The sequence below is a fragment of the Paenibacillus montanisoli genome (genome assembly GCF_003268025.1).
In the GTDB taxonomy this organism is placed as follows: Bacteria; Bacillota; Bacilli; order Paenibacillales; family Paenibacillaceae; genus Paenibacillus_Z; species Paenibacillus_Z montanisoli.
This window is the reverse complement of sequence record NZ_QLUW01000005.1, coordinates 230053-251982: the sequence shown is the minus strand read 5'-3', so window position 1 is coordinate 251982 and position 21930 is coordinate 230053. Positions and strand designations below refer to the sequence as shown.

The 21930-nt window shown below is 55.2% G+C and carries 18 protein-coding genes; 10 read left to right on the top strand and 8 right to left on the bottom strand.

Annotated elements, in window-relative coordinates:
- Positions 1-34 precede the first annotated feature (34 nt).
- From DL346_RS23765 to mobA, 3 genes are all read left to right on the top strand, one after another.
- Positions 35-799 carry a glutamine amidotransferase gene (locus DL346_RS23765; RefSeq protein WP_112884881.1) on the top strand — a complete coding sequence of 255 codons (765 nt, stop codon included), beginning with the start codon at positions 35-37 and terminating at the stop codon, positions 797-799.
- Positions 800-828: 29 nt separating this feature from the next.
- The gene (locus DL346_RS23760) at positions 829-1998 is read left to right on the top strand and encodes a M24 family metallopeptidase (RefSeq protein ID WP_165822643.1); all 1170 of its coding nucleotides are present in this window, start codon (positions 829-831) and stop codon (positions 1996-1998) included.
- 126 nt (positions 1999-2124) lie between these two features.
- Complete coding sequence (gene mobA, locus DL346_RS23755; protein ID WP_112884879.1) at positions 2125-2766, top strand: molybdenum cofactor guanylyltransferase; 642 nt, start codon at positions 2125-2127, stop codon at positions 2764-2766.
- A 59-nt stretch (positions 2767-2825) separates the two neighbouring features.
- On the opposite strand, the gene DL346_RS23750 is transcribed toward mobA, so the two are convergent.
- From DL346_RS23750 to DL346_RS23740, 3 genes are all read right to left on the bottom strand, one after another.
- On the bottom strand, positions 2826-4952 hold the full coding sequence (locus DL346_RS23750) for a molybdopterin oxidoreductase family protein (RefSeq protein ID WP_112884878.1): 2127 nt from the start codon (positions 4950-4952) through the stop codon (positions 2826-2828).
- Between the two features lie 49 nt (positions 4953-5001).
- Entirely contained in the window at positions 5002-6243 is a 1242-nt protein-coding gene (locus tag DL346_RS23745; protein ID WP_112885086.1) for a nitrate/nitrite transporter, read from the bottom strand.
- 265 nt (positions 6244-6508) lie between these two features.
- Complete coding sequence (locus DL346_RS23740; protein WP_240633384.1) at positions 6509-7066, bottom strand: ANTAR domain-containing response regulator; 558 nt, start codon at positions 7064-7066, stop codon at positions 6509-6511.
- 355 nt (positions 7067-7421) lie between these two features.
- On the opposite strand from DL346_RS23740, the gene nirB reads away from it, so the two are divergent.
- From nirB to nagZ, 6 genes are all read left to right on the top strand, one after another.
- Positions 7422-9890: a nitrite reductase large subunit NirB gene (nirB, locus tag DL346_RS23735; protein ID WP_112884876.1), complete on the top strand. Its 2469-nt coding sequence runs from the start codon at positions 7422-7424 to the stop codon at positions 9888-9890.
- Between the two features lie 57 nt (positions 9891-9947).
- Positions 9948-10286: a nitrite reductase small subunit NirD gene (gene nirD / locus DL346_RS23730; RefSeq protein WP_112884875.1), complete on the top strand. Its 339-nt coding sequence runs from the start codon at positions 9948-9950 to the stop codon at positions 10284-10286.
- A 55-nt stretch (positions 10287-10341) separates the two neighbouring features.
- A complete protein-coding gene (locus DL346_RS23725; protein ID WP_112884874.1) occupies positions 10342-11262 on the top strand; it encodes a uroporphyrinogen-III synthase in 921 nt (306 codons plus the stop codon).
- A 431-nt stretch (positions 11263-11693) separates the two neighbouring features.
- Positions 11694-12356: a DNA alkylation repair protein gene (locus tag DL346_RS23720; RefSeq protein ID WP_240633383.1), complete on the top strand. Its 663-nt coding sequence runs from the start codon at positions 11694-11696 to the stop codon at positions 12354-12356.
- A gap of 75 nt (positions 12357-12431) precedes the next feature.
- Complete coding sequence (locus DL346_RS23715) at positions 12432-13256, top strand: alpha/beta hydrolase family protein (RefSeq protein WP_112884872.1); 825 nt, start codon at positions 12432-12434, stop codon at positions 13254-13256.
- A gap of 129 nt (positions 13257-13385) precedes the next feature.
- Positions 13386-14675 (top strand): beta-N-acetylhexosaminidase, encoded by a 1290-nt coding sequence (gene nagZ / locus DL346_RS23710; protein ID WP_240633382.1) that lies wholly within the window; start codon positions 13386-13388, stop codon positions 14673-14675.
- 34 nt (positions 14676-14709) lie between these two features.
- Here the strand turns inward: nagZ and DL346_RS23705 are convergent, their stop codons facing one another.
- The 5 genes from DL346_RS23705 to DL346_RS23685 all read right to left on the bottom strand — a co-directional run bounded on the left by DL346_RS23705 (position 14710) and on the right by DL346_RS23685 (position 20031).
- On the bottom strand, positions 14710-15495 hold the full coding sequence (locus tag DL346_RS23705; protein ID WP_112884871.1) for a stalk domain-containing protein: 786 nt from the start codon (positions 15493-15495) through the stop codon (positions 14710-14712).
- Between the two features lie 213 nt (positions 15496-15708).
- Positions 15709-16977 (bottom strand): ABC transporter substrate-binding protein, encoded by a 1269-nt coding sequence (locus DL346_RS23700; protein ID WP_112884870.1) that lies wholly within the window; start codon positions 16975-16977, stop codon positions 15709-15711.
- Between the two features lie 42 nt (positions 16978-17019).
- On the bottom strand, positions 17020-17859 hold the full coding sequence (locus DL346_RS23695) for a carbohydrate ABC transporter permease (protein WP_112884869.1): 840 nt from the start codon (positions 17857-17859) through the stop codon (positions 17020-17022).
- Complete coding sequence (locus DL346_RS23690) at positions 17859-18734, bottom strand: carbohydrate ABC transporter permease (RefSeq protein WP_112884868.1); 876 nt, start codon at positions 18732-18734, stop codon at positions 17859-17861. Before DL346_RS23690 ends, DL346_RS23695 begins: the two co-directional genes overlap by 1 nt.
- A gap of 256 nt (positions 18735-18990) precedes the next feature.
- Entirely contained in the window at positions 18991-20031 is a 1041-nt protein-coding gene (locus DL346_RS23685) for a LacI family DNA-binding transcriptional regulator (protein ID WP_112884867.1), read from the bottom strand.
- A gap of 514 nt (positions 20032-20545) precedes the next feature.
- Here DL346_RS23685 and DL346_RS23680 point away from each other — a divergent pair.
- Positions 20546-21862, top strand: coding sequence for a sugar ABC transporter substrate-binding protein (locus DL346_RS23680; protein WP_112884866.1), 1317 nt, complete (start codon positions 20546-20548; stop codon positions 21860-21862).
- Positions 21863-21930 lie beyond the last annotated feature (68 nt).

Sequence of the window (21930 nt, the reverse complement as noted above, 5' to 3'; positions counted from 1 at the left end):
GGCATCGATCAAACTATGCAAAGGGGATGTTTCCATGAAAAAGCCATTATCGATCTTATTTGTAGGGGAGTCGGTCGTCGCGCACACGATCGAATTTAAAGGCTACGACAGCTTTACATCGACAAGGTACCATGAATCCGCCATCGTCATGAGAAAAGTGTTTGAGAAAGAGGGTCACCGGTTTACCCATATCCCCTGTCACCGGGTTCATTTGGATTTCCCGACGGATCTGGACAGCCTCAGCCGATATGACGTTGTCCTCATGAGCGATGTCGGTTCCAATACGATGCTATTGCACCCGGAGACGGCGAGATTTTCAAAACGCACCGTCAATACGCTCAAGCTGATCAAAGAGTATGTGGCAAACGGCGGCGGGTATGGGATGATCGGCGGTTATATGACGTTTCAGGGGATTGAAGCAAAGGGGAAATACAAGGGCACTCCGATCGAAGAGATTTTGCCGGTGACGCTTCTTCCGTATGACGACCGCGTGGAAATCCCGGAAGGGGCGGACTTGCGCGCCAATCCGGAGTCGCATGTGATATTGAACGGATTGCCGGAAGCTTGGCCGTATATCCTTGGCTATAACCGGTTGATTCCGAAAGCCGGTGCTGAGGTACTGGTAGCAAATGAAGATGATCCCATCATCGCTGTCGGCACATACGGCAAGGGCCGGACGCTAGCTTACGCGACGGACTGCGCCCCGCATTGGGCACCGCCGGCATTATGCGAGTGGGAGCATTACAGCGTGCTGTGGGATCGTTTGGCGCGCTGGCTTGCGCAAGAGCTAAGCGAATAGATGCGGGAATCAGATCGGAGGAGAGGGAATTGATTCAGAAGGGGAAGCTGGAGAAAGCGGTCGAGCTCCTGCAGGAGCTCGACATCGATATGTGGCTTACCGTTTGCAGAGAATCAATGATGAATACCGAACCGGCGCTGCCTTTCATTTTCCGCGGCGATGTCGTTGGCACTTCAGCATTTCTAGTGACAAGGACCGGCAGGAAAATCGCGATTGTGCATGAGCTTGATGTTGAAGGCGTCATTAGACAGGGTTTATATGACGAGACGGTCGGCTATGGGGCGCAGCCCTTCAAGGAAAAGTTTATCGAAGTGCTGCAAGCGCTGAATCCCTCCTGCATCGCTTTAAACTATTCGGAACATGACGTGTCTGCCGACGGCCTAACCTATGGCATGTATGTATTTTTGCAAAGCATATTTGCCGAAATGAATTATAAAGGCAGTATCGTTTCGGCTATCGAATTGATTGCCGGCGTGAGAGGGCAGAAAACCAAGGAAGAGCTGGCGCTCATCCAAGAGGCGATTGAAGCCACCTCGCGAATCTATGAAGAGGCCGCGAGTTTTATTAAACCGGGCATGAGCGAGGTCGAGATATCCGATTTCTTTCGTGAGCGAATGAGGCAATGCGGCGCGGCGTCCGCATGGTCGGACAACTACAATCCAATCGTTATGGTCGGGACGGCAACGGTCGTGGGGCATACGGGCCCCAGCCCCCATATTAAGGTCAGGCGGGGCGATGTCATTAATGTCGATTTTGGGATAAAGCTTAATGGTTACTGCTCGGATTTGCAGCGGATTTACTATGTGCTGGAGGATGGCGAGTCGGAGGCGCCTGAAGAAGTGCAACGCGCGTTTCGCACCGTCAGGACCGCCATTCGCGAGGCGGCAAGCAAAGTAGTGCCCGGCGAGTATGCAGAAGAAGCCATTGAAGCGGTGCAGCAGACCTTCGGGCAAGCCGGCTATCCGAAATGGAAGGGCGGACTGGGCCATCAACTGGGGTCATTCGGTCACGATGGCGGAATCAGTCTAAAACTGGGCGTTCCACAAGCGGCATTGAAAGAGAACATGGTCTTCACGATTGAGCCGTCCATCATGACGTCAAGAGGATGCGTGGGACAGGAAGAAATCGTTGTGGTGACAAAAGACGGCGGCAGGTTTATCAGCACGCCGCAGTCCGATATTTTTTTGATCGGCAAGTAACGCAAGGGCTCCCCGGGATGCGGCATGATCGCATTTACGGGGAGCCTTTTATGTTCTTTATGACTCAATAGATTCCTGGGAGCATGATATACTTGGATAAATGAATGGGTTTATGGAGGGAAAGCAATGTCGCGATCGCAACCGAACATCCAGGGTGTTATTCTTGCGGGAGGGCACAGCACAAGGATGGGAACGGATAAAGCGCTGCTACCAATTGGGGATCATGGGACGGTATTACTTCGCATCATTGCGGAACAAATGGCTGATCTGAGCATTGACCGGATTATTGTCTCTGTCGGTAACCGGGAGCGGGAGGAATCGTATAGGCAGCATCTTAACGGTTTGCAGAGCCGGGTTCAATTTGTTCATGACCGGTATCCCGATTGCGGTCCGCTTGCCGGTCTGCACGCATCGTTGTCGGCGCTGCCGGAGCCTGGCTATGGCTTCGTGATGGCCTGCGACATGCCGCTGCTGTCGCCCTCGCTCTTCCGCCGAATGGCGGAAACGGCGGCCGCTGCCACCGCCAAAGAAGCGGCCGGCAAGCCGGATGTCATCCGAACGGACGGCCAGCCGTTTCATGCCCTTTATCACTCCGGCATCGTGGATGCCCTCGCCCAGCGGCTCGAGCGAAGAGATCTGCGCGTTATGGGGCTCCTCGGCGAGCTCGACACGGTGTTGCTTGCATGCGAACCGGAAGAGGAAGCGGCATTCATTAACTTGAACAATCCCGAGCTGTACGATCAATTCTTGCGGCAGTTGAATAGCTAAAAAAAGGACACCCCCGTTTAAATGCGCGATTGGCGCTCTTCAAACGGGGGTGTTTTGCATTACGGCGCCACCCGCTCAAGGCGGACGGTGCACAGCTTGAATTCCGGCATGCGGCTGATCGGGTTCAAGGCATCGCTTGTCAGCTTGTTGACGGAGTGCTCCCCGCCCCAGTGAAACGGAACGAACACGGTCGTCGGGTGGATATCCTGCACCACCTTCACATCGATGACCAACGTGCCGCGGCGCGTTGTTAGGCGGAGGCGGTCGCCCGGGCGCAGCAGCAGTTTCTCGGCTGCGGAAGGGTGGATTTCCGCGACGGGAACCGGCGCTTTCTTCATGAGCGCAGCCGTACGCCGCGTCTGGGTGCCGCTCAAGTAGTGGTTGCCGAGCCGGCCCGTCGTCAGAATATACGGGTAGTCGCGGCAAGTCGTCTCGGCGGGCTTCTTCGGCTCGATGCCGTGCAGCTTGGCGCGTCCGTCAGGATGGTAGAAGACGCCGTTCTCGAACATGCGTGGCGTTCCCGGATGCTCCGGCGACGGGCACGGCCAGAACAGCCCTTTTCTTTCCTTGATCCGCGCGTAGCTCATGCCGCTGTAATCCGCTTTGCCGCCGGCGGTCGCGCGGCTCAGCTCATCGAACACCGCTTCCGGCGAGCCGTATTGAAAATATTGCCCGCGGCCCAGCCGGTCGGCCAGCATCGAGATCAGCTTATAATCCTCCATCACGCCGCCCGGCGTCTGCAGCGCGCGCGGCCGGTGGAAAACGCGGCCTTCCAAGTTGGTCAGCGTGCCTTCCGCCTCCAGAAACGTCGAGCCCGGCAGCAGCCAGTGCGCATAAGCGGCGGTTTCCGTTTCGAACAGATCGATCACGACGAGCAGCTCCAGCTTCTTCAGCGCCTCCTCGACGCGGGTATTGTTCGGGCTCGATACAAGCGGATTGGAGCCGAGGACGATCATCGCTTTGATTTCGCCTTCATGAATCCGATCGAACAGCTCGTACGCGGATACGCCTTTGCCCGGCAGCTCCTCTGGTTCGATTCCCCATACCGCGGCAACGTGCCGCCTTGCTTCGGGGTCGTCGATCATGCGGTAGCCCGGCAGCTGGTCGGCCTTCTGCCCATGCTCTCGGCCGCCTTGGCCGTTGGCTTGGCCGGTGACGGGGCCGAAGCCGCAGCCGGGACGGCCCATTTTGCCGGTTAACAGACAGAGATTGATGTAGTTCAGCGTGTGCTCCACGCCGTTGATTTGCTGCTCAATGCCGCGCGCGGTCAGCACTACGCCGGTCTCCGCACGTGCGAACCCGCGCGCGATGGTACGGATCACTTCCTTCGGAATGCCGGTATATTCGGACACCGCATCGGGCGGGAAATCCCGCACTGCCTGCCGCACGTCCTCGATGCCGGTGGTGTAGGCGTCCACATAAGCCTGGTTGTAGAGATTTTCGTTCAAAATGACATGCAGCAGGCCATTGACGAAGACGGAATCGAACCCGGGCTGCAAGCTGACGTGGATGTCGGCCAGCTTGGAGGTCATCGTTGGGCGCGGATCAATGGTGACGATGATGGCGCCGCGCTTCTTGGCCGCCAGCAGATACGGAACCATTGTCGGCTGGCATTCGGCAATGTTCGTTCCCGCCAAGATGATATAGTTCGCCATCGGCAAATCGTCAAGCGGGACGTTCATGCCCCTGTCGATGCCAAAGGCGCGCATTTGCGCGGCGGCGGCGGAGGACATGCAGTAGCGTCCGTTATAATCGATATATTTGGTACGCAGCGCCACGCGCGCAAACTTGCCGAGCAAGTAGCAGACCTCGTTCGTCAGCGAGCCGCCGCCGAATAGGGATACGGCATGCGGGCCGTACCGTTCTTGAATGGAGCGGATCGAGGAGGCGATTCCGTCAAGCGCCTCTTCCCAGCCGGTCTGCTGCCAGGGCGCACCCGGCAAGGCCGGACCGCTGCGGCGATAAGGCGCAAGGAGCCGTTCCTCATGAACGGTATGGCCTAAGGCGTTCAACCCCTTCTGGCACAGCCGGCCGGCAGCGACCGGAAAGTCCGGGCTGGGCTTGATTTCGAATCCGGCCGGACCGGAAGCCGGATGCAGCTCGATGCCGCACTGCATGCTGCAGAAGCAGCAGTGGGAGCTGATGCGTTCTGCTTCGGGGTCCGCTGCTATCGGTAATCCGCGCATGATGATTCCTCCTTTTCCGCTGGCGGGTGTGGGCTAGCTTGTCATCCGGCTACGATGCGACGGTGTTTTGCATGGCCGGCGAATCGATGCGCGCTTTGCCGCCGCTGCCGATCCAGGTTTTCTTCCAAGCGCCTTGCACGAGGAAGATGAGAAGGATGCAGAGCAGCGCGACGCCGCTAAGAATCAGGAAGCCGGGCGTATACGAGCCGGAGGAGAGCTTCAAATTGCCGAGCACCTTCGGGAGAAAATAGCCCCCGAGCCCGCCCGCGGCGCCGACGATGCCGGTTACGATGCCAATCTCATTCTGGAAGCGCTGAGGCACCAGCTGGAAAACCGAGCCGTTGCCCATGCCAAGCGCCATCATCGCGATGAACAAGAGCGCGATCATGGCCGCGAGCGGCGGCAGCGTGGAGATGCAGGCCATCATGATGGCCACAACCGCGTACAGCGCAATGAGCATGCGGATGCCGCCGAGCCGATCGGCCAGCCACCCGCCCACCGGACGGAAGAAGCTGCCCGCAATGACGCAGACCGTCGCGAAATCAGCGGCCCGGACAGGGCTAAGTCCATACTGCGTGTTGAAGAAGATCGTCAGGTAATTGGACATGCCGACGAAGCCGCCGAACGTAACGGCATACAGCATGCAGAACATCCACGTATCGCGCTGCCGCAGCACCGCTCCATAATCGGAGAGCTTGCGCGGTGACGGCTGATTCGGGCTGTCTTTGGCCAGCAGGGTAAACACGATGAATACAAGCGCGATAGGAATGAGCGCAAGTCCGAAAACAACCTGCCAGCCTCCGAAATGCTGGGCAATCCGATTGGCAAACAGCGTCGCAAAGACGGTCCCGCTGTTGCCTGCGCCGGCGATGCCCATCGCCAGCCCTTGATACTTCGGCGGATACCACCGGCTCGCCAGCGGCAGCGCGGCGGCAAACGAAGCGCCGGCCACGCCGAGCAGCAAGGCGACGATATAGAGCTCGTTTAGCGAGTCGACGAATTTCCAGCCCCAGACGAGCGGCACCATGGTAAGCGCAATGCCGATTTGTCCGGTCCGTTTCGGTCCGATCACGTCCGTGAGGTAACCGAGCACTAGACGAAGAATGGAGCCGCCCAGCACCGGCAGCGCGACAAGATTGGCCTTCTGCGCGGCATCCATCGGATAGTCGCCCATAATAATGACGGCAAGGGGGCCAAGCAGCACCCATACCATAAAGCTCATGTCAAAGTACAGAAAAGCGCTTAGCAAGGAAGGGGTGTGTCCGCTCTTTAAAAAACCATCGCGATTCATCATTGTTTCAATCTCCTCTCAAACATTCGGAATGTAAGCGTTTCTAACAAAAGAAAAGGCCGCATTGCAGGGGTTATCTGCAATACGGCCTCTTTGCCAGCGGCTCCACGTCGGTGTGGAAGCCAAATTGTATTCGTCCGATTCACGTCATTGTGATCTTAGTTGCCATTATAGGGGTGGTGTAAAAAGAATGTCAATATATCTAACACATAAATTACATAAATTTTTATCGGTAAGGCCGGGGGAGACAAGGTGTGACCGTGTATTACCCGTGAATCAATTGGTACACTTTCACGATCGAAGCCGCAATATCACCGATCCGCTTACGCTCATTCATCGCCTGCTTCCTGAGAAAATCGTACGCTTCCGCCTCGGTAATCCCTTTGATTTCGCAGAGAACGGCTTTCGCCTGATCAATCCATTTCCGTTCGTCGATCCGCTGGAGGAGCTGCTCCCGTTCCTCGGCCCAGCGCTTTCGCTGCAGGAACACGCGCTGTCCCCATTTGAGCGCGACCCCCATTTCCAAGGTGTTCATCGAGCTGAAGAGAACACCGTCAAGCATGAAGCCGAAGTCTATTTCGCCGGGCACGGCCTTCTCGGAACACAGCCACAGCGTCGGCAGCCGCTTCATGCCGGCAATGGCCGACTGCCAATGCTGCATTCTCTCCAGCGGTACATGCATCACGGCCGCATCCGCAACGCTGATGAAGCCCTTTGCCTCATCCTCATTTGCGACCCGGTGAAACGTTCGGCAATTTTGCTGCAAGCTATGCATCGACACAGGCGGTCTTCCCTCTTCAACCACGAGGATTGATTTCATCATCGCTCACCTCGGCTAGGCACACTGCCTGCAATTTGTAATAAAATATAACATACCCTCCCTCTGAATGTCGACGGTCAATTGGAACCTTTCCCCAATTTATGCGGCGCCAAATTCTTTGTGTCACATAATTTACAATTTTATGTTATATATATTGACATAAGAATTTTCGCGGTCTATACTTAGCCATATACTTTACGACGGCACAATGGCGTGCCCTCTTCATCCGGCAATGGAGCCTATCTGATTCGTCAACTGCGACGAAAAGGTAGGCTTTTTCTGTTTACTTGCTGCTGCCGGAAAGCGATAGGAGAAGCGTTTGTTTGCTTCCGTAAAAAATGGGTAGGGGAGATAAGCCATGAGAAGAAAATTAGTCATGATCGGGAACGGAATGGCGGGCGTTTCCTTCGTCGAACAGCTGCTGAAGCTCAATCCGCAGCGTTATGAGATCACCATCATCGGGGCTGAGCCTCACCCCAACTACAACCGCATTATGCTCTCCTCCGTGCTGGCGGGAGAGGCCAGTATGAAGGATATTATTTTGAACGATTGGAACTGGTACCGCGATAACGGCATTGCGCTGCATACCGGGCAGCTGGTGACATCGGTGGATACGGAGGCACGCATGGTCACGACGGACCAAGGCTTGGCGCTGCCGTATGATGAGCTTGTTTTTGCGACGGGCTCGCTGCCATTCATGCTTCCTTTGCCTGGCGCGGATAAGGAAGGGGTTATTGCGTTCCGGGATATTAAGGACTGCGAGACGATGATCGAGACGGCCAAAAACTACCGCAAAGCGATCGTCATCGGGGGCGGCTTGCTCGGCATCGAGGCGGCGCGCGGATTGGTCAATCTCGGCATGGAAGTCAGCGTTGTGCATATTTTCGGCTATCTGATGGAGCGGCAACTGGATGCGACGGCTTCGCGGATGCTGCAGGCGGAGCTGGAAGGGCAGGGGATGAAGTTTCTGCTCGAGAAGCAGTCCGATTCCATTACGGGCGAAGATCGGGTAACCGGGCTGACGTTCAAGGACGGGACGCACGAAGAAGCCGATCTGATCGTTATGGCAGCCGGTATTAGGCCGAATGTGCAGCTGGCGAAGAGTGCCGGACTTGAAGTAAACCGCGGCATCGTCGTGAATGACCATATGGAGTGCAGCATTCCTAACATCTATTCGGTAGGTGAGTGTGCCGAACACCGCGGCGTTGTTTACGGGCTGGTTGCGCCGCTCTACGAACAAGGCGCGGTTCTTGCGAAGAAGCTCGCAGGCGTTGAAAGCGACGGCTACCAAGGCTCGGTATTGTCGACGAAGCTGAAGGTATCCGGCGTGAACGTGTTTTCGGCCGGCCATTTCGTGGATGGACCCGGGACGAAGGCGCTGCGCGTGCAGGATGATTTGGACGGTGTCTACAAGAAGGTCGTGTTCGAGAACGGCAAAGTAATCGGCGCCGTCTTGTTCGGAGACACGAGCGACAGCTCCAGACTGTTCTCGGTTATACGGAGCGGGAAGGATTTTACGGGGAACGAGAAGGAGGTCTTGTTTGGGCCGTCCGGCGGAGGCGGAACGGGCAAGGCGCCAAGTACGGCCGAACTGGTAAGCGCCATGAGCGGCGATGAAATCGTGTGCGGCTGCAACGGCGTGACGAAGGATACGTTGGTGGAGGCAATTACGGAGAAGGGCTGCGTAAGCGTAGGCGAACTAAAGGCATGCACGAAGGCTTCCGGCGGCTGCGGCGGCTGTAAGCCGCTTGTGGAAGCTATTCTGACAACAACGCTGGGAGCCGATCAAGTGGCCGTGGTCAAGGAAGGCATTTGCGGCTGTACGACGCTGACCCGCGACGAGGTCGTCGCCGCGATCCGGAAGATGCATCTGACGACGACGAAGGAAGTCATGCATGTGCTGGAGTGGAACAATTCGGAAGGCTGCTCCAAGTGCCGTCCTGCGCTTAACTACTATCTCGGGATGGCGTTCCCGGAGGAGCATGAGGATGAGTTGGAGTCGCGTTTTGTGAACGAGCGCAATCATGCCAACATCCAGAAGGACGGCACGTTCTCGGTCGTGCCGCGCATTTACGGAGGCGTGACGACGCCGGGGGATCTGAAGAAAATCGCGACGGTGGCGGAAAAGTACGAAGTGCCTCTAGTCAAAATAACCGGCGGACAGCGCATCGACCTGCTGGGCGTCAAGAAAGAAGATCTGCCCGGCATGTGGAAGGACCTCGATATGCCGTCCGGTTATGCCTACGGCAAGGCGCTGCGCACGGTGAAGACTTGCGTGGGCAATACGTTTTGCCGGTTCGGGACTCAGGATGCCATTAAGATGGGCATCGACCTCGAGAAGAAGTTCGAGCGGCTGAATACGCCGCATAAGGTGAAGCTTGCCGTCTCGGGTTGCCCGCGCAACTGCGCGGAGGCGACCATCAAGGATCTTGGAGTGGTCGCGATTGACGGCGGATGGGAGATCTACGTGGCCGGCAACGGCGGTACCCGGGTGCGGGCAGCCGATTTGCTGACGAAGGTGAAAACCGAAGAAGAAGTGTTGGCGTGGACGGGCGCTTATCTGCAGCTTTATCGGGAGACGGCCAACTATATGGAGCGCACGAGCGAGTGGTCGCTCCGGATCGGGCTTGATGCGATTAAGGCGGCTCTTGAGAAGCAGGAGGACCGGGACGCCCTCAACGCCAGGATCGACCGGACGCTCGATTTGATGAAAGACCCGTGGCGGCAAATTATCGAGAATGACGATTTGCGCAGCGCCTTTGATGCGCTGACGGCGCCGGTCGATGCGGCAGCGGCGGCAGCGGCGGACGGAATTGCGAAGTCATAAAATAGAAAACGGCGCTGCCGCCTGCATGCGGCAGCCGCGATAGGAGCGGATGAGAGAATGAATGAAATCGTCATTGGCCATATTTCGGAATTTCCGGAGCGGGCGGGTCGCGTCGTACGCCTGGGCGACGTGGAGCTGGCGCTGTTCAAGCTATCGGACGGCTCGGTTCGGGCGGTCGAGAACCGGTGTCCGCATAAGAACGGCAAGCTGTCGGAAGGTATCGTGTGCGACCACCATGTCTATTGTCCGCTTCATGATTGGAAGATCGATTTGCATGACGGACTCGTGCAAGCGCCGGATGAGGGTTGTGTCGCCGCGTACACGACCCTTGTGGACGGAGCGGGGAATGTCGTGCTGCGGGTGCCGGAGGGGATTGGCGCGAGAAAGGTATCCTAGGAAGAGGACGGCGGTTAAGCGGCGCGAATGGTTTGAAGCGAAGGAGGCGGCGGCGATGGCGCGTTTGGAAGGCAGGAGAATTGCGGTTACAGGGCCGCGCAAAGCGGATGAGCTCAGCAAAATGATCGCCAAGTTCGGCGGTGCGGCAGTGCTGCGCCCAGCGCAGGGAACGGTGTTTCTTGACGATTCGCGGGTGGGCGGGCAGCTCGGCAGGCTGATCGCGCGCCCGGCCGATTGGCTGGTATTGACGACCGGCGTCGGTACGGAGGCGCTGCTGCAAACGGCCGAGCGGCTCGGTCTGGCGGAGCGGTTTGTACATGCGCTGGGCGCGATGCGCATCGCCTCTCGCGGCTACAAGACGGTCAACGTACTGCGTAAGCTCGGCATATCGCCCGAGGTCCGCGACGATGACGGCACGACGGCCGGGCTGCTGCGCGCGATGAGCGCTCACGATCTGTACGGGCGGAGCGTCGCCTTGCAGCTGTACGGCGATCCTGCGCCAAGGCTGATCGGAGAGCTTGCCGGACGCGGCGCGCTCTGCGAGGAGCTGCTGCCATACCGGCATATTCCGCCTCAGGGCGATATTGTAGAAACGCTCATTGATGAGATCGTTAGCGGCCAAGTGGATGCCGTCGCGCTCACGAGCACGGTGCAGGCGCGTTACGTCATGGGTATCGCAGCAAAGCTGGGCAAGCTGGATGCGGTGCGTGCCGCCTTCGCGGATCGGGTGCTGGCGGTTGCCGTAGGCAAGGTCACCGCGGAAGCGATGCATGAAGAAGGCGTGGAGCGTGTGCTGTTTCCGGAGGAAGAGCGGATGGGCAGCATGGTGGTTGCGATGAGCAAATATTTCGGCGGCGGCGGGTCTTCTGCGGAAGGTGGGGCTGAGCTGGGCGCAGCCGTGGGCGACTGCGCGGGCGGGCGGTCCAGTGCCGGTCCGGGCGCGGGCTTGGGTATGGATGCGAGTGAAAGCGCATAGAGGCGGCGAGATGGTTGGCCGGAGCGAGAAAGTAAACTTAACGGGCGCCAGTCCGGGTGATCGGGACATGCGTGCATTCGCCGGCCTGAAAGCATCTCGACACTCGGTGTTATTATATATGACATATAGACAAAAGATGACATGATTTGTCAAGTTAGGCCAGATGCAGAGCCGATTTATGTTGGCAAAGCTACCGGCCGCCATACGATGATGCAGCTGAAATGACGCTGTAGCCGGCTGAGGGTTCCAAATAGACACTCAGCCGGCTTTTTTTGTATTCTGGTCTGCCGCTAACTGAGTTATTTCCCGGGTGATGAATGTGATCAATGTGAAAATCTCCCATCGACTTTGTTATAATCGGGACAAAGGGGCTGATTGTAAACATGTCTGTTGAGATACAACAAAACACATATACAAGGAAGATGGAAGCCATGCTTCGAGCTCACGCAAGCCGGGAAATCTCGGAGCCAATGGAGGCGTACATGCGCCATCTGTTTCCGTTCCTCGGCATTCGGACGCCGGAGCGGAACGCGCTGGTGAAGCAATTCATGAAGGAGCATGGCGTGCCGGCAGGCGAGGAGCTGGAGGCAATCGTGCGCGAGCTGTGGGCATTGCCGGAACGGGAATTTCATTATTCCGCAATGATGCTGCTGGAGAAGCGGAAGAAGGATGCGTCGGCTGCCCAGATCGAGCTGCTGGAAGAGCTGATTACAACGCATTCATGGTGGGACACGGTCGATTTGCTGGCGAGCCACCTTGTCGGAAACGTGTTTACGCGATACCCCGAGCTGGTGCCGGTGTATGCGGAGAAATGGATCTCCTCGGACAATATGTGGCTGCGCCGCACCGCGATCTTGTTTCAGCTAGGTTATAAACAACGGACTGACACGGAGCTGCTCTTCTCGCTGATTCGCCGGGCAGCCCATGAGCCGGAGTTCTTCATCCGCAAAGCGATCGGCTGGGCGCTCCGGGAATATGCGAAGACGGACGCGGAGGCGGTGCAGAAATTCGTCGCGGCAACAGAACTGTCGCCGCTAAGCATGCGTGAGGCGCTTAAGCATGTCGGCCCTGGCGATGGTCAAAAAGCGGATTGACGTCAGCGTATTTCCCATGTTATTCTTAATTCCAACAAAGTAGGTAGGAATTATAGGAATAAGGTGGTGCCGATTATGAATCATCCGATCACAATCCGCAGCGGCGACCTGGAATTGTCCGGCGTCCTGCAATATCCCCGTATTGAAAGCGAAGCCATGAATGCGGCCAAATATCCGCTTATCATCATTTGCCATGGCTTTATCGGCAACCGGATGGGAACGGACCGGTTGTTCGTCGAGGCGGCTGACCGGATGACCCGCAGCGGCTATCTCGTGCTGCGCTTCGATTACGGCGGCTGCGGCGAGAGTACGGGCGACTATGGAAGCGGCGGTCTGGATGAGCTGATCGGGCAAACTCGTACGGTCATCGACTACGCCTTAAGCCTTGACATGGTCGATGCAGAGCGTCTGATCCTGGTCGGCCACAGCCTTGGCGGCGCGGTAGCGGTGCTGACGGCAGCCCGCGATTCGCGCGTGAAGTCGCTCGTCATGTGGGCGCCGGTCGCCCATCCGTTCATGGATATCCGCAACATTATCGGCACTAAGGCGATACAAGAGATCGAAGAAACCGGGTCGACGGACCATATGCACTACCAGTTTACGAAGCGCTTCACCGATTCGCTCGCGCAGTATCAGCCGCTCACGGAGCTTCGCGGCTACACAGGCGATGTGCTGATCGTGCATGGTACGGCGGATACGGTCATTCCCGTTGACTATTGCTTCCTCTATCAGAAAATGTTCTGGCTGCGCAAAGAGGGCAATTGCGATAAAGAAGTCATTTTGCAGGGCGACCATACCTTCTCTTCGAAGGCTTCCCGCGACCAGTTGTTCGACGTGACGCTGCGCTGGGTCGATGCGTCCGGCAAGAGGCGGGGCGATTGGAGTTTATGGACGATCTAATCATAAAGGCAGGAAATCCTTGCGTGATCAAGGGTTCCCTGCCTTTTTCGATTTCATGAGGGAAGATTTGGAGATACTGACAAGAGGTAATCATAAAGAGGTGAGAAGAAAGAAGGTGAGCGATTCGTAATGAGAAGGCTCATAATTACGATGCTGGCGGCGACAGTTATTGGGTTAACGGGCTCATGCGCAACTCATCGCTTGGCTCAACCGGCCGAACCGACGCAACCGGCAGAGCAGCCTACAGAGCAACCTGATCAACCGGCAGAGCAACCTGCGGAGCAGCCTGCAGAGGAGTCAGCAGAGCCTGCGCAGCCTACCCCGGAAGAGCTTGTGGCAAAGGTGGTAGCGAGCATGTCGCTGGAGGAGAAGCTGGGCGCGATGATCATTGCCGGCGTGGACGGCACGAAGGCGAGCGCGGCGGCGAGGCGGATGATTGAGCGGCAGCATGTGGGCGGCGTGATTTTCTACGGGAACAATGTGAAGACGCCGCAGAGCGTGGCCGCTTACGTCAATCAACTGAGGGCGTGGAACAAGAGCAATAAGTCGCCGCTCCTTGTTACCGTTGACGAGGAAGGCGGGCGGGTGAGCCGGCTGCCCGGGCTGGTAAAGCTGCCGAGCGGGAGGGCGGTCGGCGATACGGGCGACCGTTCGTATGCAGAGGAGATCGGCGGCTTGCTCGGACAAGCCAGCAAGTCGATGGGCTTCAACGTGGATTTCGCCCCGGTGCTGGACATTAACAGCAATCCCAACAACCCTGTCATCGGCGACCGCTCTTACGGGGCTACGGCCAAAGTCGTGACCTCCATGGGGGTTGCCGTCATGGAGGGCTTGAAAGCGGAAGGCGTCATCCCCGTCGTGAAGCATTTTCCGGGACATGGCGATACGTCGGTCGATTCGCACCTCGAGCTCCCGGTCGTAAACAAGAGTCTCGCTCAGCTGAAGTCGTTCGAGTGGGTGCCGTTCAATTCGGCGATCGAGAAAGGCGCGGACGCGGTCATGATTGCGCACATCCTGTTTCCGAAGATCGACAAGAGCGTGCCTGCATCGTTGTCCCGTACGATCATTACCGACCAGCTGCGCGGTGAGCTTGGCTTCAAAGGGGTCGTCATGACGGACGATCTTACGATGGGCGCCATAGCGAAAAATTACGGGATGGGCGAAGCGGCAGTGCTTACGGTGAAGGCAGGCAGCGATATTTTACTGGTGGCGCATAAGTATGAGAACGTGGATGCCATTCTTGCGGCGCTTATGAACAGCGTAACGCGAGGCGAAATAGCGGAGGAACGGATCGACGAGAGCGTGAAGCGCATTTTGATGCTGAAGGAAACCTATGGGCTATCGGATGCCAAGACGCCGTCCGTACCGGATTTAAGCGCGCTGAATGACGACATCCGCAAAGCCGAAGCCAGGCACTAGAAAAGAGGGGCTGTCCATTTAGGACAGCCCCGTATTACGGCTCAATAATTTGTCTGCCCACATTCACATCGTCTACCTTCCATTGGTTATCAACAAATTTATAGAAAACATAACGATCAACAAGCTCGAGATTGATTGGACCACTGTCAAAGTAAGCAGATTGGCGCATGCTCGCCGCTGTGGTGCCGCTGTAGTTAATATCGGCCTTTTTTGTTAGTATAGCGTTATTTTTAATGCCATTATCATGAAGAATCTTGTTTATAAATGAGTCCGTGAAATAAGGTCTGAAATAGGTTCGAATTTGCGAATAGCTTGAGAGATCGGAGGCTTCATTTATCTTTGCATTAAGTACGTTTATTCTCTCCTGACTCATTCTCCAAGGCTTGAGCGGCTCTGTATGGATAAAGACCTGTTCCAGACCGATCGTAATGGTTGCTTTTCGTTTTTGTTCGGACCACAGCGCTGTACCGCCAAAGGCTTCAGCAAAAACACGTGCGGGTACATAAGTTGTTCCATTATCAATTTTTGCTGGCTCATCAAGGCTGAAAGCAGCGTTATTTAAGAAAGCAGTGCGAGAATTAACATGCAGCAATAGCTCTCGTTTGCCACGAATAATCGTAATGCTTTTTTTTGCCTGGTTCCAGATCACTTCTGAATTGAACCTCTCTGAAACAGCACGTAATGGAATCAGCATGCGTCCATTTACGATTTTTCCGTTGTCAACCGTATTCGAAAAGTCATTGGCGAAGCTTGTCGCTGGATTGCCGATTAGTAAAGCACACACTAAAGAAAGTGTCAGCGCGATTATTGTTTTTTTCATAGATGATTCCTCCCGCGGTTCTATAGATCTTAGCACAATTCTTGTCGTCGAAAATTTTTTGCGATACGCTCCCTGCAGTTAGATAAACGCAATCTGATGGATAATGTTGCAGGATACGCTTTGCCGAAATTGACAAGATCTTGATTGATTAACCGATTCAAACCCGCGAGAAAAGCTAAGGGGCTGTCCATTTTGGACAGCCCCTAATTTAACTTATTTCTTCATCATATCGGCAACGGTTTTATCGAACTTCGCAAGCAGCTGGTCTTTGTTGATCGTGCCGCCTTGATATTCCTGCATGGCAGCGCCGAAGCCTTGCGTTGTGCCGTCCGGGAAGCGATCCCAGTACCAGCCGAGCGCGTCTTTGGATTGTGCTTTGACGGCAACGGCAATTGGGCCGATGTCAGCTTCGGTTGCGTCGATGTTGGTTAGAGCCGGCATGAAATGGAATTGCTTCGTCAGATAGCTTTTGCCCGTATCCGAGCTGACCATCCAGTTCAAGAACTTTTTCGCTTCATCCGGATTGGCGGATTTGGTGTTTACGATCCAGTTGTTTGGAACGCCGACGTACACATGGCCCGGCTGATCGTTGATCGGCAATGGCAGCATGCCGAGCTTGAGATCCGGATTGATTTTGTCGATATCGGCTTGCGTCCAATTGCCTTGCTGCATCATCGCCGCTTTGCCGGCCGCGAAGCTGGCTACCTGCGTTGCGTAGTCGGTCGTCAGCATACCTTTCTGAGCGTTCTTGAAGATCAGGTCAACGAGATTCAGCCATTCTCCGAACACTTTGTTGCCGGCCGCCTTCACTTTGCCCGCTTTCCAATCTTCAACGAATGCAGCTGGATCCGGCTGGTTGGCGATGGCTACGTCGGCTAAGTGAATGCCGAGCGACCACCATTCGTTCGTCGTTTCAAACGGCGTGATGCCTGCCGTTTTCAGCTTGTTGACGGCGTCCGTCAGCTCGGGCAGCGTCTTCGGCTCGGTAGTGATGCCGGCTTTTTCGAACAGGTCCTTGTTGTAAATAAGACCGAAGCCCTCGGTGTTCATCGGCATGCCATACAGTTTGCCGTCCACCGTAGTAGGTGCTTTTGTCGTTTCGAGCAGGTTGGCGACCCAAGGCTCGCCCGTCAGGTCGGTTGCGCGATCCTTGTACGGAACAAGCGAGTTATAGCCGCCGTTGTTGAAAATCTCCGGTTCGGAGCCCGCCGCGAAGGCTGCTTTCAGCAGCGCGCCGTAGTCTTCGCCGCCGCCGTGCGTTTCGACTTCCACTTTAACGCCGGTTTCCTTCTCGTACTCCTCCGCCATTTGGTTCAGCTGGTCGGCGATTTCGACTTTAAATTGGAATACTTTGATGGTTACGTCTTTGGCTGGCGCTTCTCCTGCGGTTTCTCCATTGTTGGCGTTGTTCTTGGCGCCGCAGCCGGATGCAAGCATGGCGACAAGCGCGGTAGACAGCGCAAGCAAGGCGATTTTTTTCATGTCTGACCCTCCATTAAATGGTTGTAGTGTGGAACGTATGGATTACCCTTTGATCGAGCCGGCTGTAATGCCTTCAACAATATACTTCTGCAGGAAGAGGAAGAACGCGATGACCGGAGCGATGCCGATGGCAAGTCCGGGCAGCGCCAGATTCCATTGTTTCGTGTATTGGCCGAAAAATTTCGTAATACCGAGCGGAATCGTCGTCAAATTCTTATTGCCTCCGATAACAAGCACCGGCAGCAGGTAATCGTTCCAAATCCACAGCGTATTGAGAATAACAACCGTCACGATAATCGGGGAAAGCAAAGGAAACACAATGCGCCAAAACACCCCGTAAGGCGAGCTTCCGTCAACGACGGCCGCTTCCTCAATCTCGATCGGCACGCTTTTGATAAAGCCGTGAAACAAAAACATCGAGAGCGGCAGACCAAATCCGAGATAACACGCGACAATCCCGTACATATGCCCCCGCAGTTCAATCAGCGAGGTTACGCGCACAAGCTGCAGCATGATGGATTGGAATGGAATGATCATCGAGGCCACTAAAGCGTTAAATAAAAGATTGTTGAAGGCCGTCGGTCTCCGTACGAGACGGTACGCGCACATCGTGCTGATCAGGACGATGCCGGCTACGCTGAACACCGTGATAAGCAGCGAATTGGTGAAGACGAGCGGGAAGTTGATTTGCTTCCATACCTTCGAATAATTATCCCAGTTATACTCGGTCGGCCATGAAGCCGCATTGATCAGAATTTCACCCAATGTCTTGAATGAATTCGCGATAATAAAATAGAACGGCGTAAGGAAAAGCAGCGCAAGCAAAGCGGCTGCAAGCTCAAGCACCAGAATGGGGGCGGAATACCGCTCTCTGCGTTCCATTACGCTTCAACCTCCTTCCGCTTGGTCAGCCATACCTGCGTAATGGTAATGATCGATACGCCGATAAAGAACAGCATCGCCTTCGCGGTTCCAAGTCCGTAGCGGTTGTTATTGAGCGCTTCCGCATAGACGTTGAAAGCGAGCGATTGGGTCGAGGTCCCCGGTCCGCCCTTGGTCAGCGACAGATTCAAATCGAACATTTTGAACGCATTCGAGGTGGTCAGGAACAAGCAGATGGTGATCGCCGGCATGATCATGGGAACGGTCACGCTGCGCAGCAGCTGCCAATAGTTGGCGCCGTCGATTCTCGCCGCTTCCAGAAGGTCCTTCGGAAGTCCGGCCAATGCCGCGATATAAATAACCATCATATAGCCGGCGGTCTGCCAGACGAAAACGATGACGATCCCCCAGAAGCCGGTTCGCGGGGTCCCGAGCCACGGCAGATTGAAGAATGGCAGATTCGTCAGCTCGCCAATCGTGCTGAAGCCTTTGGTGAAAATAAATTGCCAGATGAAACCGAGCAGAATGCCGCCGATGACGTTCGGCAGGAAGAAGATCGTACGCAAAATATTTCTCGTCTTTAACGGCTTCGTCAGCACGAGGGCTAACAGAAAAGCCAGCACATTGGCCGCGATTACGGTAACGACGGTGAATTTGATCGTAAACCAGAAGGAATTCCAGAAATTCGTGTCGCTTGCGATCAGTTCGAAGTTGTGGAGTCCTGTCCACCTGGCCTTATCCATATCGAGTCCGTTCCAGTCCGTGAACGAGTAATAGAAGCCGAGCAGGAACGGGATAAAAACAATAACGATGAAAAACAACAGGCCTGGCCCGACAAACACGGTTTGCTGAAGCCACTCGCTGTATCTTTTCATGGAAGTTCTCCTCTCTTTCTTGTGATCAACGGGTCACTATTCCTATCCTGCCCTAAATATGAAATCCGGCAGCGGCTGCCTGAAATGGAGCGTCGATGCCTTCTCCGGCATTATTTTTTACGAACATATAGACACTCTATTCATGAAAGTGCGGCTCAAACGAAAAAGCGCCTCATACGGGCGGCTGCAAGGCCAACCGTATGAGGCGCTTCTAAGAAGAAACGGCAGACGCCCCTGATGAGCGCCCTGCCGTTTCTTACTTGGAGTCAGTTCTCCTGATACTTGGATTAATCGACGATTCCCGCACGATCAAGCGGTGCGGAATAATAATGTGGTTCTGGAGCAGCGGCTCATCCTGCACGACGCGCAGAAGCGACTGCGATGCCGTATAGCCGAGCTGGTACGTGCCGATGTCGACCGAGCTGATCGGCGTGGAGGCGAGCTCCGACAGCGGAATGTTATTGAAGCTGACGATGCTGATGTCTTGCGGCACGTCGTAGCCAAGCTCCGTCAGCCCGCGCAGTACGCCGAAGGCGAGCAAATCGTCGAAGATAACGAGCGCGGTCGGCCGGTCCGGGAGACTCATGAAGAAGGACATCGCTCGGAAGCCGCTCTGCTGCAGCAAATCGCCTTCCAGCACCCACTCTTGGTTAAATGGTAAGTTCGCTTCTTTAAGCGCCTTTTTGTAGCCGGCGAGCCTGTCCTGCGAGACGACGAGATTGGGCGGCCCGCTGATGAACCCGATCCGCTTATGGCCTTGCGCGATGAAGTGGCCGGTTGCATCGTAGGCAGCCTGGATATTGTTGTTGTCGATCGACAGCACATCCGGGAATTCGTCGCTTCGCCCGATCAGGACGAACGGGAAATTTTGCTGCTTCAGAAAGCCGATAATCGGATCCGACGTACGCGAGGACAACAGCAAAATCCCATCCACGCGGCGGCCAAGCACGAGACGCGAGATGGCATCAAGCTCATTGGAGTCGGATGTGGCCGTCGTCATTAGCATATCGTATCCGGCCCTCGTGGCCTGCGTGACGATGCCGCGGATCAATTCGCCGAAGAAGAAATTAAGGAACAGTTCTTCGGCTGGCCGAGGCAGAACGATGCCGATGGTTTGCGTAGTTTTAGAGACCAGGCTCTTCGCCATCATATTCGGATGATAGCCGAGCTGGTCCATGATCGCTTTGACCTTGCGGGCCGTCTCCTGGCTGATGCGCGGGTGATTCGAGACGACTCTCGACACCGTGGAAGGAGAAACGCCGGCAATCTTGGCGATATCTTTAATCGTGACTGACATAAAATCCCCCAATTTGCGCAAACGTGTGCACTTTCCATTGTTTATGTAGCCGATGTAATTTCTTATTGTTAGTTAGAGTATATCACTGAAAAGATTTTCATGCACAAATTTAATTTCGTGAGATAGAGCGAGGAAAACGAAGAAATCGAAAGAACAATGTGTAATAAGCCGTGCAAACGGACTGTGCAAACGTTTTCCCATCCGATGGGCCGTAGTGTATAGTTAGGTCGTTGCTAAAACGCTTTCTTTTACTTAAAAAAGGCATTTACAACCTATAATTACCATTACAATTGCCTTTTGTACAAACGTTTGCACAATTACGGGCTTTCGTGTACAATGCAAGAGCTGCAATTTCGCGGTGATGATGTCCTGTCATTCGCTTCATGCAACGGTTCGTCATACAAAGCCGTTAATGGGTTGGGTAGGTTAGCAAATAAGCCGCTTTAAGGCAGATGGCGTGAAAGGCTTTACGGGTCGATTTCAATGCTTAATCAAAAGAGAGGGGTTAAATAGAATGAAAAAATCGGTATCTATGCTTCTTGTCTTGACGATTGCCGCAACGTTGACGGCATGCGGTTCAAAGAACAACGAAAATACGGGTGAAACGAACGCCGGCACAGTCAACAACACGGGCACGGCCAACAACGGAACGACGAACAATGCGCCTGCGGAGGATGCGGAGCTTGTTCCTGAAGAAGGCGCGACGCTGCTCGTATGGGAATCCAAGGAAGAGCGTCCGTTCGTTGAAAAAATGATGAAGGAATTTACGGAAAAGTACGGCGTTGAAGTGAAAATGGAAGAGCTCGGCGCTGGCGACCAAGTGGCGAAGCTGACGACTGACGGCCCTGCCGGCATCGGCGCGGACGTTGTTCTGTTCCCGCACGACAACCTGGGTAAAGCAGTTGCTGCCGGTCTTGTACTGCCGAATGACGAGTATGGCGACCTGGCCGTATCCGAGAACAGCGAAGTAGCGGTTCAAGCGGTTACTTATGACGGCGTTCTTTACGGTTACCCTCGCGCTGTTGAAACGTACGCGATGTTCTACAACAAGGACCTGATCGCTACGCCTCCAACAACGTTCGATGAAGTGAAAGAATTCGCTAAAACGTTCAACGATTCAAAAAATAATAAATACGCGTTCATGTGGGATATCGGCAACTTCTACTTCAGCTATCCGTTCCTGGCAACAACAGGCGGCTTTGTATACGGCAAAGACGGCCAAGACAAGAGCGAAATCGGCTTGAACAACGCAGGTGCCGTTGAAGGCGCTACGTACTTCGCTTCCTTGAAGAAAGAGGTATTGCCGCTTAAATCCGGCGACGTAACGTACGACATCAAGAAAGGCCTGTTCACAGGCGGCACGCTTGCCATGAACATCGACGGCCCATGGGCAATCGGCGACATCAAGAAATCCGGCATCAACTTCGGCGCGGCGCCGATCCCAAGCATCAACGGCAAGTCGTCCGTGTCGTTCTCCGGCGTTAAAGCTTGGTACGTGAACTCGTACACGAAATACCCGAACGCTGCGAAATTGTTCGCTCGCTTCGCTTCCACGAAAGAAGCTCAGCTGGATGACTTCTCGCTGACTGGCGCGATTCCGGCGAACAAAGAAGCAACGCAAGATCCGAAGATCCAAAACGATGAAATCGTGAAAGCATTCGTCGAGCAGTTCAAGAACTCGCAGCCAATGCCTTCGATCCCGGAAATGGGCAACGTTTGGATGCCGATCGGCGCTTCGCTCTCCGACATCTGGAACGAGGGCAAGGATCCGAAAGCTTCGCTTGATAATGCCGTGAAGCAAATTCAAGACGCTAACGCAGCAGCAAAATAAATAATTAGCTGCTTATGCAGACACAGCCCAGCCGGCTGTCAATGATTCAATACCGTCACCCGCCCTTA

What these genes read in the sequence shown, in the direction of transcription:
- DL346_RS23765 (WP_112884881.1), top strand. Translation starts at nt 35, where the DNA reads ATGAAAAAGCCATTATCGATCTTATTTGTAGGGGAGTCGGTCGTCGCG.
- mobA (WP_112884879.1), top strand. Translation starts at nt 2,125, where the DNA reads ATGTCGCGATCGCAACCGAACATCCAGGGTGTTATTCTTGCGGGAGGG.
- DL346_RS23750 (WP_112884878.1), bottom strand. Translation starts at nt 4,952, where the DNA reads ATGCGCGGATTACCGATAGCAGCGGACCCCGAAGCAGAACGCATCAGC.
- DL346_RS23745 (WP_112885086.1), bottom strand. Translation starts at nt 6,243, where the DNA reads ATGAATCGCGATGGTTTTTTAAAGAGCGGACACACCCCTTCCTTGCTA.
- DL346_RS23740 (WP_240633384.1), bottom strand. Translation starts at nt 7,066, where the DNA reads ATGATGAAATCAATCCTCGTGGTTGAAGAGGGAAGACCGCCTGTGTCG.
- nirB (WP_112884876.1), top strand. Translation starts at nt 7,422, where the DNA reads ATGAGAAGAAAATTAGTCATGATCGGGAACGGAATGGCGGGCGTTTCC.
- nirD (WP_112884875.1), top strand. Translation starts at nt 9,948, where the DNA reads ATGAATGAAATCGTCATTGGCCATATTTCGGAATTTCCGGAGCGGGCG.
- DL346_RS23725 (WP_112884874.1), top strand. Translation starts at nt 10,342, where the DNA reads ATGGCGCGTTTGGAAGGCAGGAGAATTGCGGTTACAGGGCCGCGCAAA.
- DL346_RS23720 (WP_240633383.1), top strand. Translation starts at nt 11,694, where the DNA reads ATGCTTCGAGCTCACGCAAGCCGGGAAATCTCGGAGCCAATGGAGGCG.
- DL346_RS23715 (WP_112884872.1), top strand. Translation starts at nt 12,432, where the DNA reads ATGAATCATCCGATCACAATCCGCAGCGGCGACCTGGAATTGTCCGGC.
- nagZ (WP_240633382.1), top strand. Translation starts at nt 13,386, where the DNA reads ATGAGAAGGCTCATAATTACGATGCTGGCGGCGACAGTTATTGGGTTA.
- DL346_RS23705 (WP_112884871.1), bottom strand. Translation starts at nt 15,495, where the DNA reads ATGAAAAAAACAATAATCGCGCTGACACTTTCTTTAGTGTGTGCTTTA.
- DL346_RS23700 (WP_112884870.1), bottom strand. Translation starts at nt 16,977, where the DNA reads ATGAAAAAAATCGCCTTGCTTGCGCTGTCTACCGCGCTTGTCGCCATG.
- DL346_RS23695 (WP_112884869.1), bottom strand. Translation starts at nt 17,859, where the DNA reads ATGGAACGCAGAGAGCGGTATTCCGCCCCCATTCTGGTGCTTGAGCTT.
- DL346_RS23690 (WP_112884868.1), bottom strand. Translation starts at nt 18,734, where the DNA reads ATGAAAAGATACAGCGAGTGGCTTCAGCAAACCGTGTTTGTCGGGCCA.
- DL346_RS23685 (WP_112884867.1), bottom strand. Translation starts at nt 20,031, where the DNA reads ATGTCAGTCACGATTAAAGATATCGCCAAGATTGCCGGCGTTTCTCCT.
- DL346_RS23680 (WP_112884866.1), top strand. Translation starts at nt 20,546, where the DNA reads ATGAAAAAATCGGTATCTATGCTTCTTGTCTTGACGATTGCCGCAACG.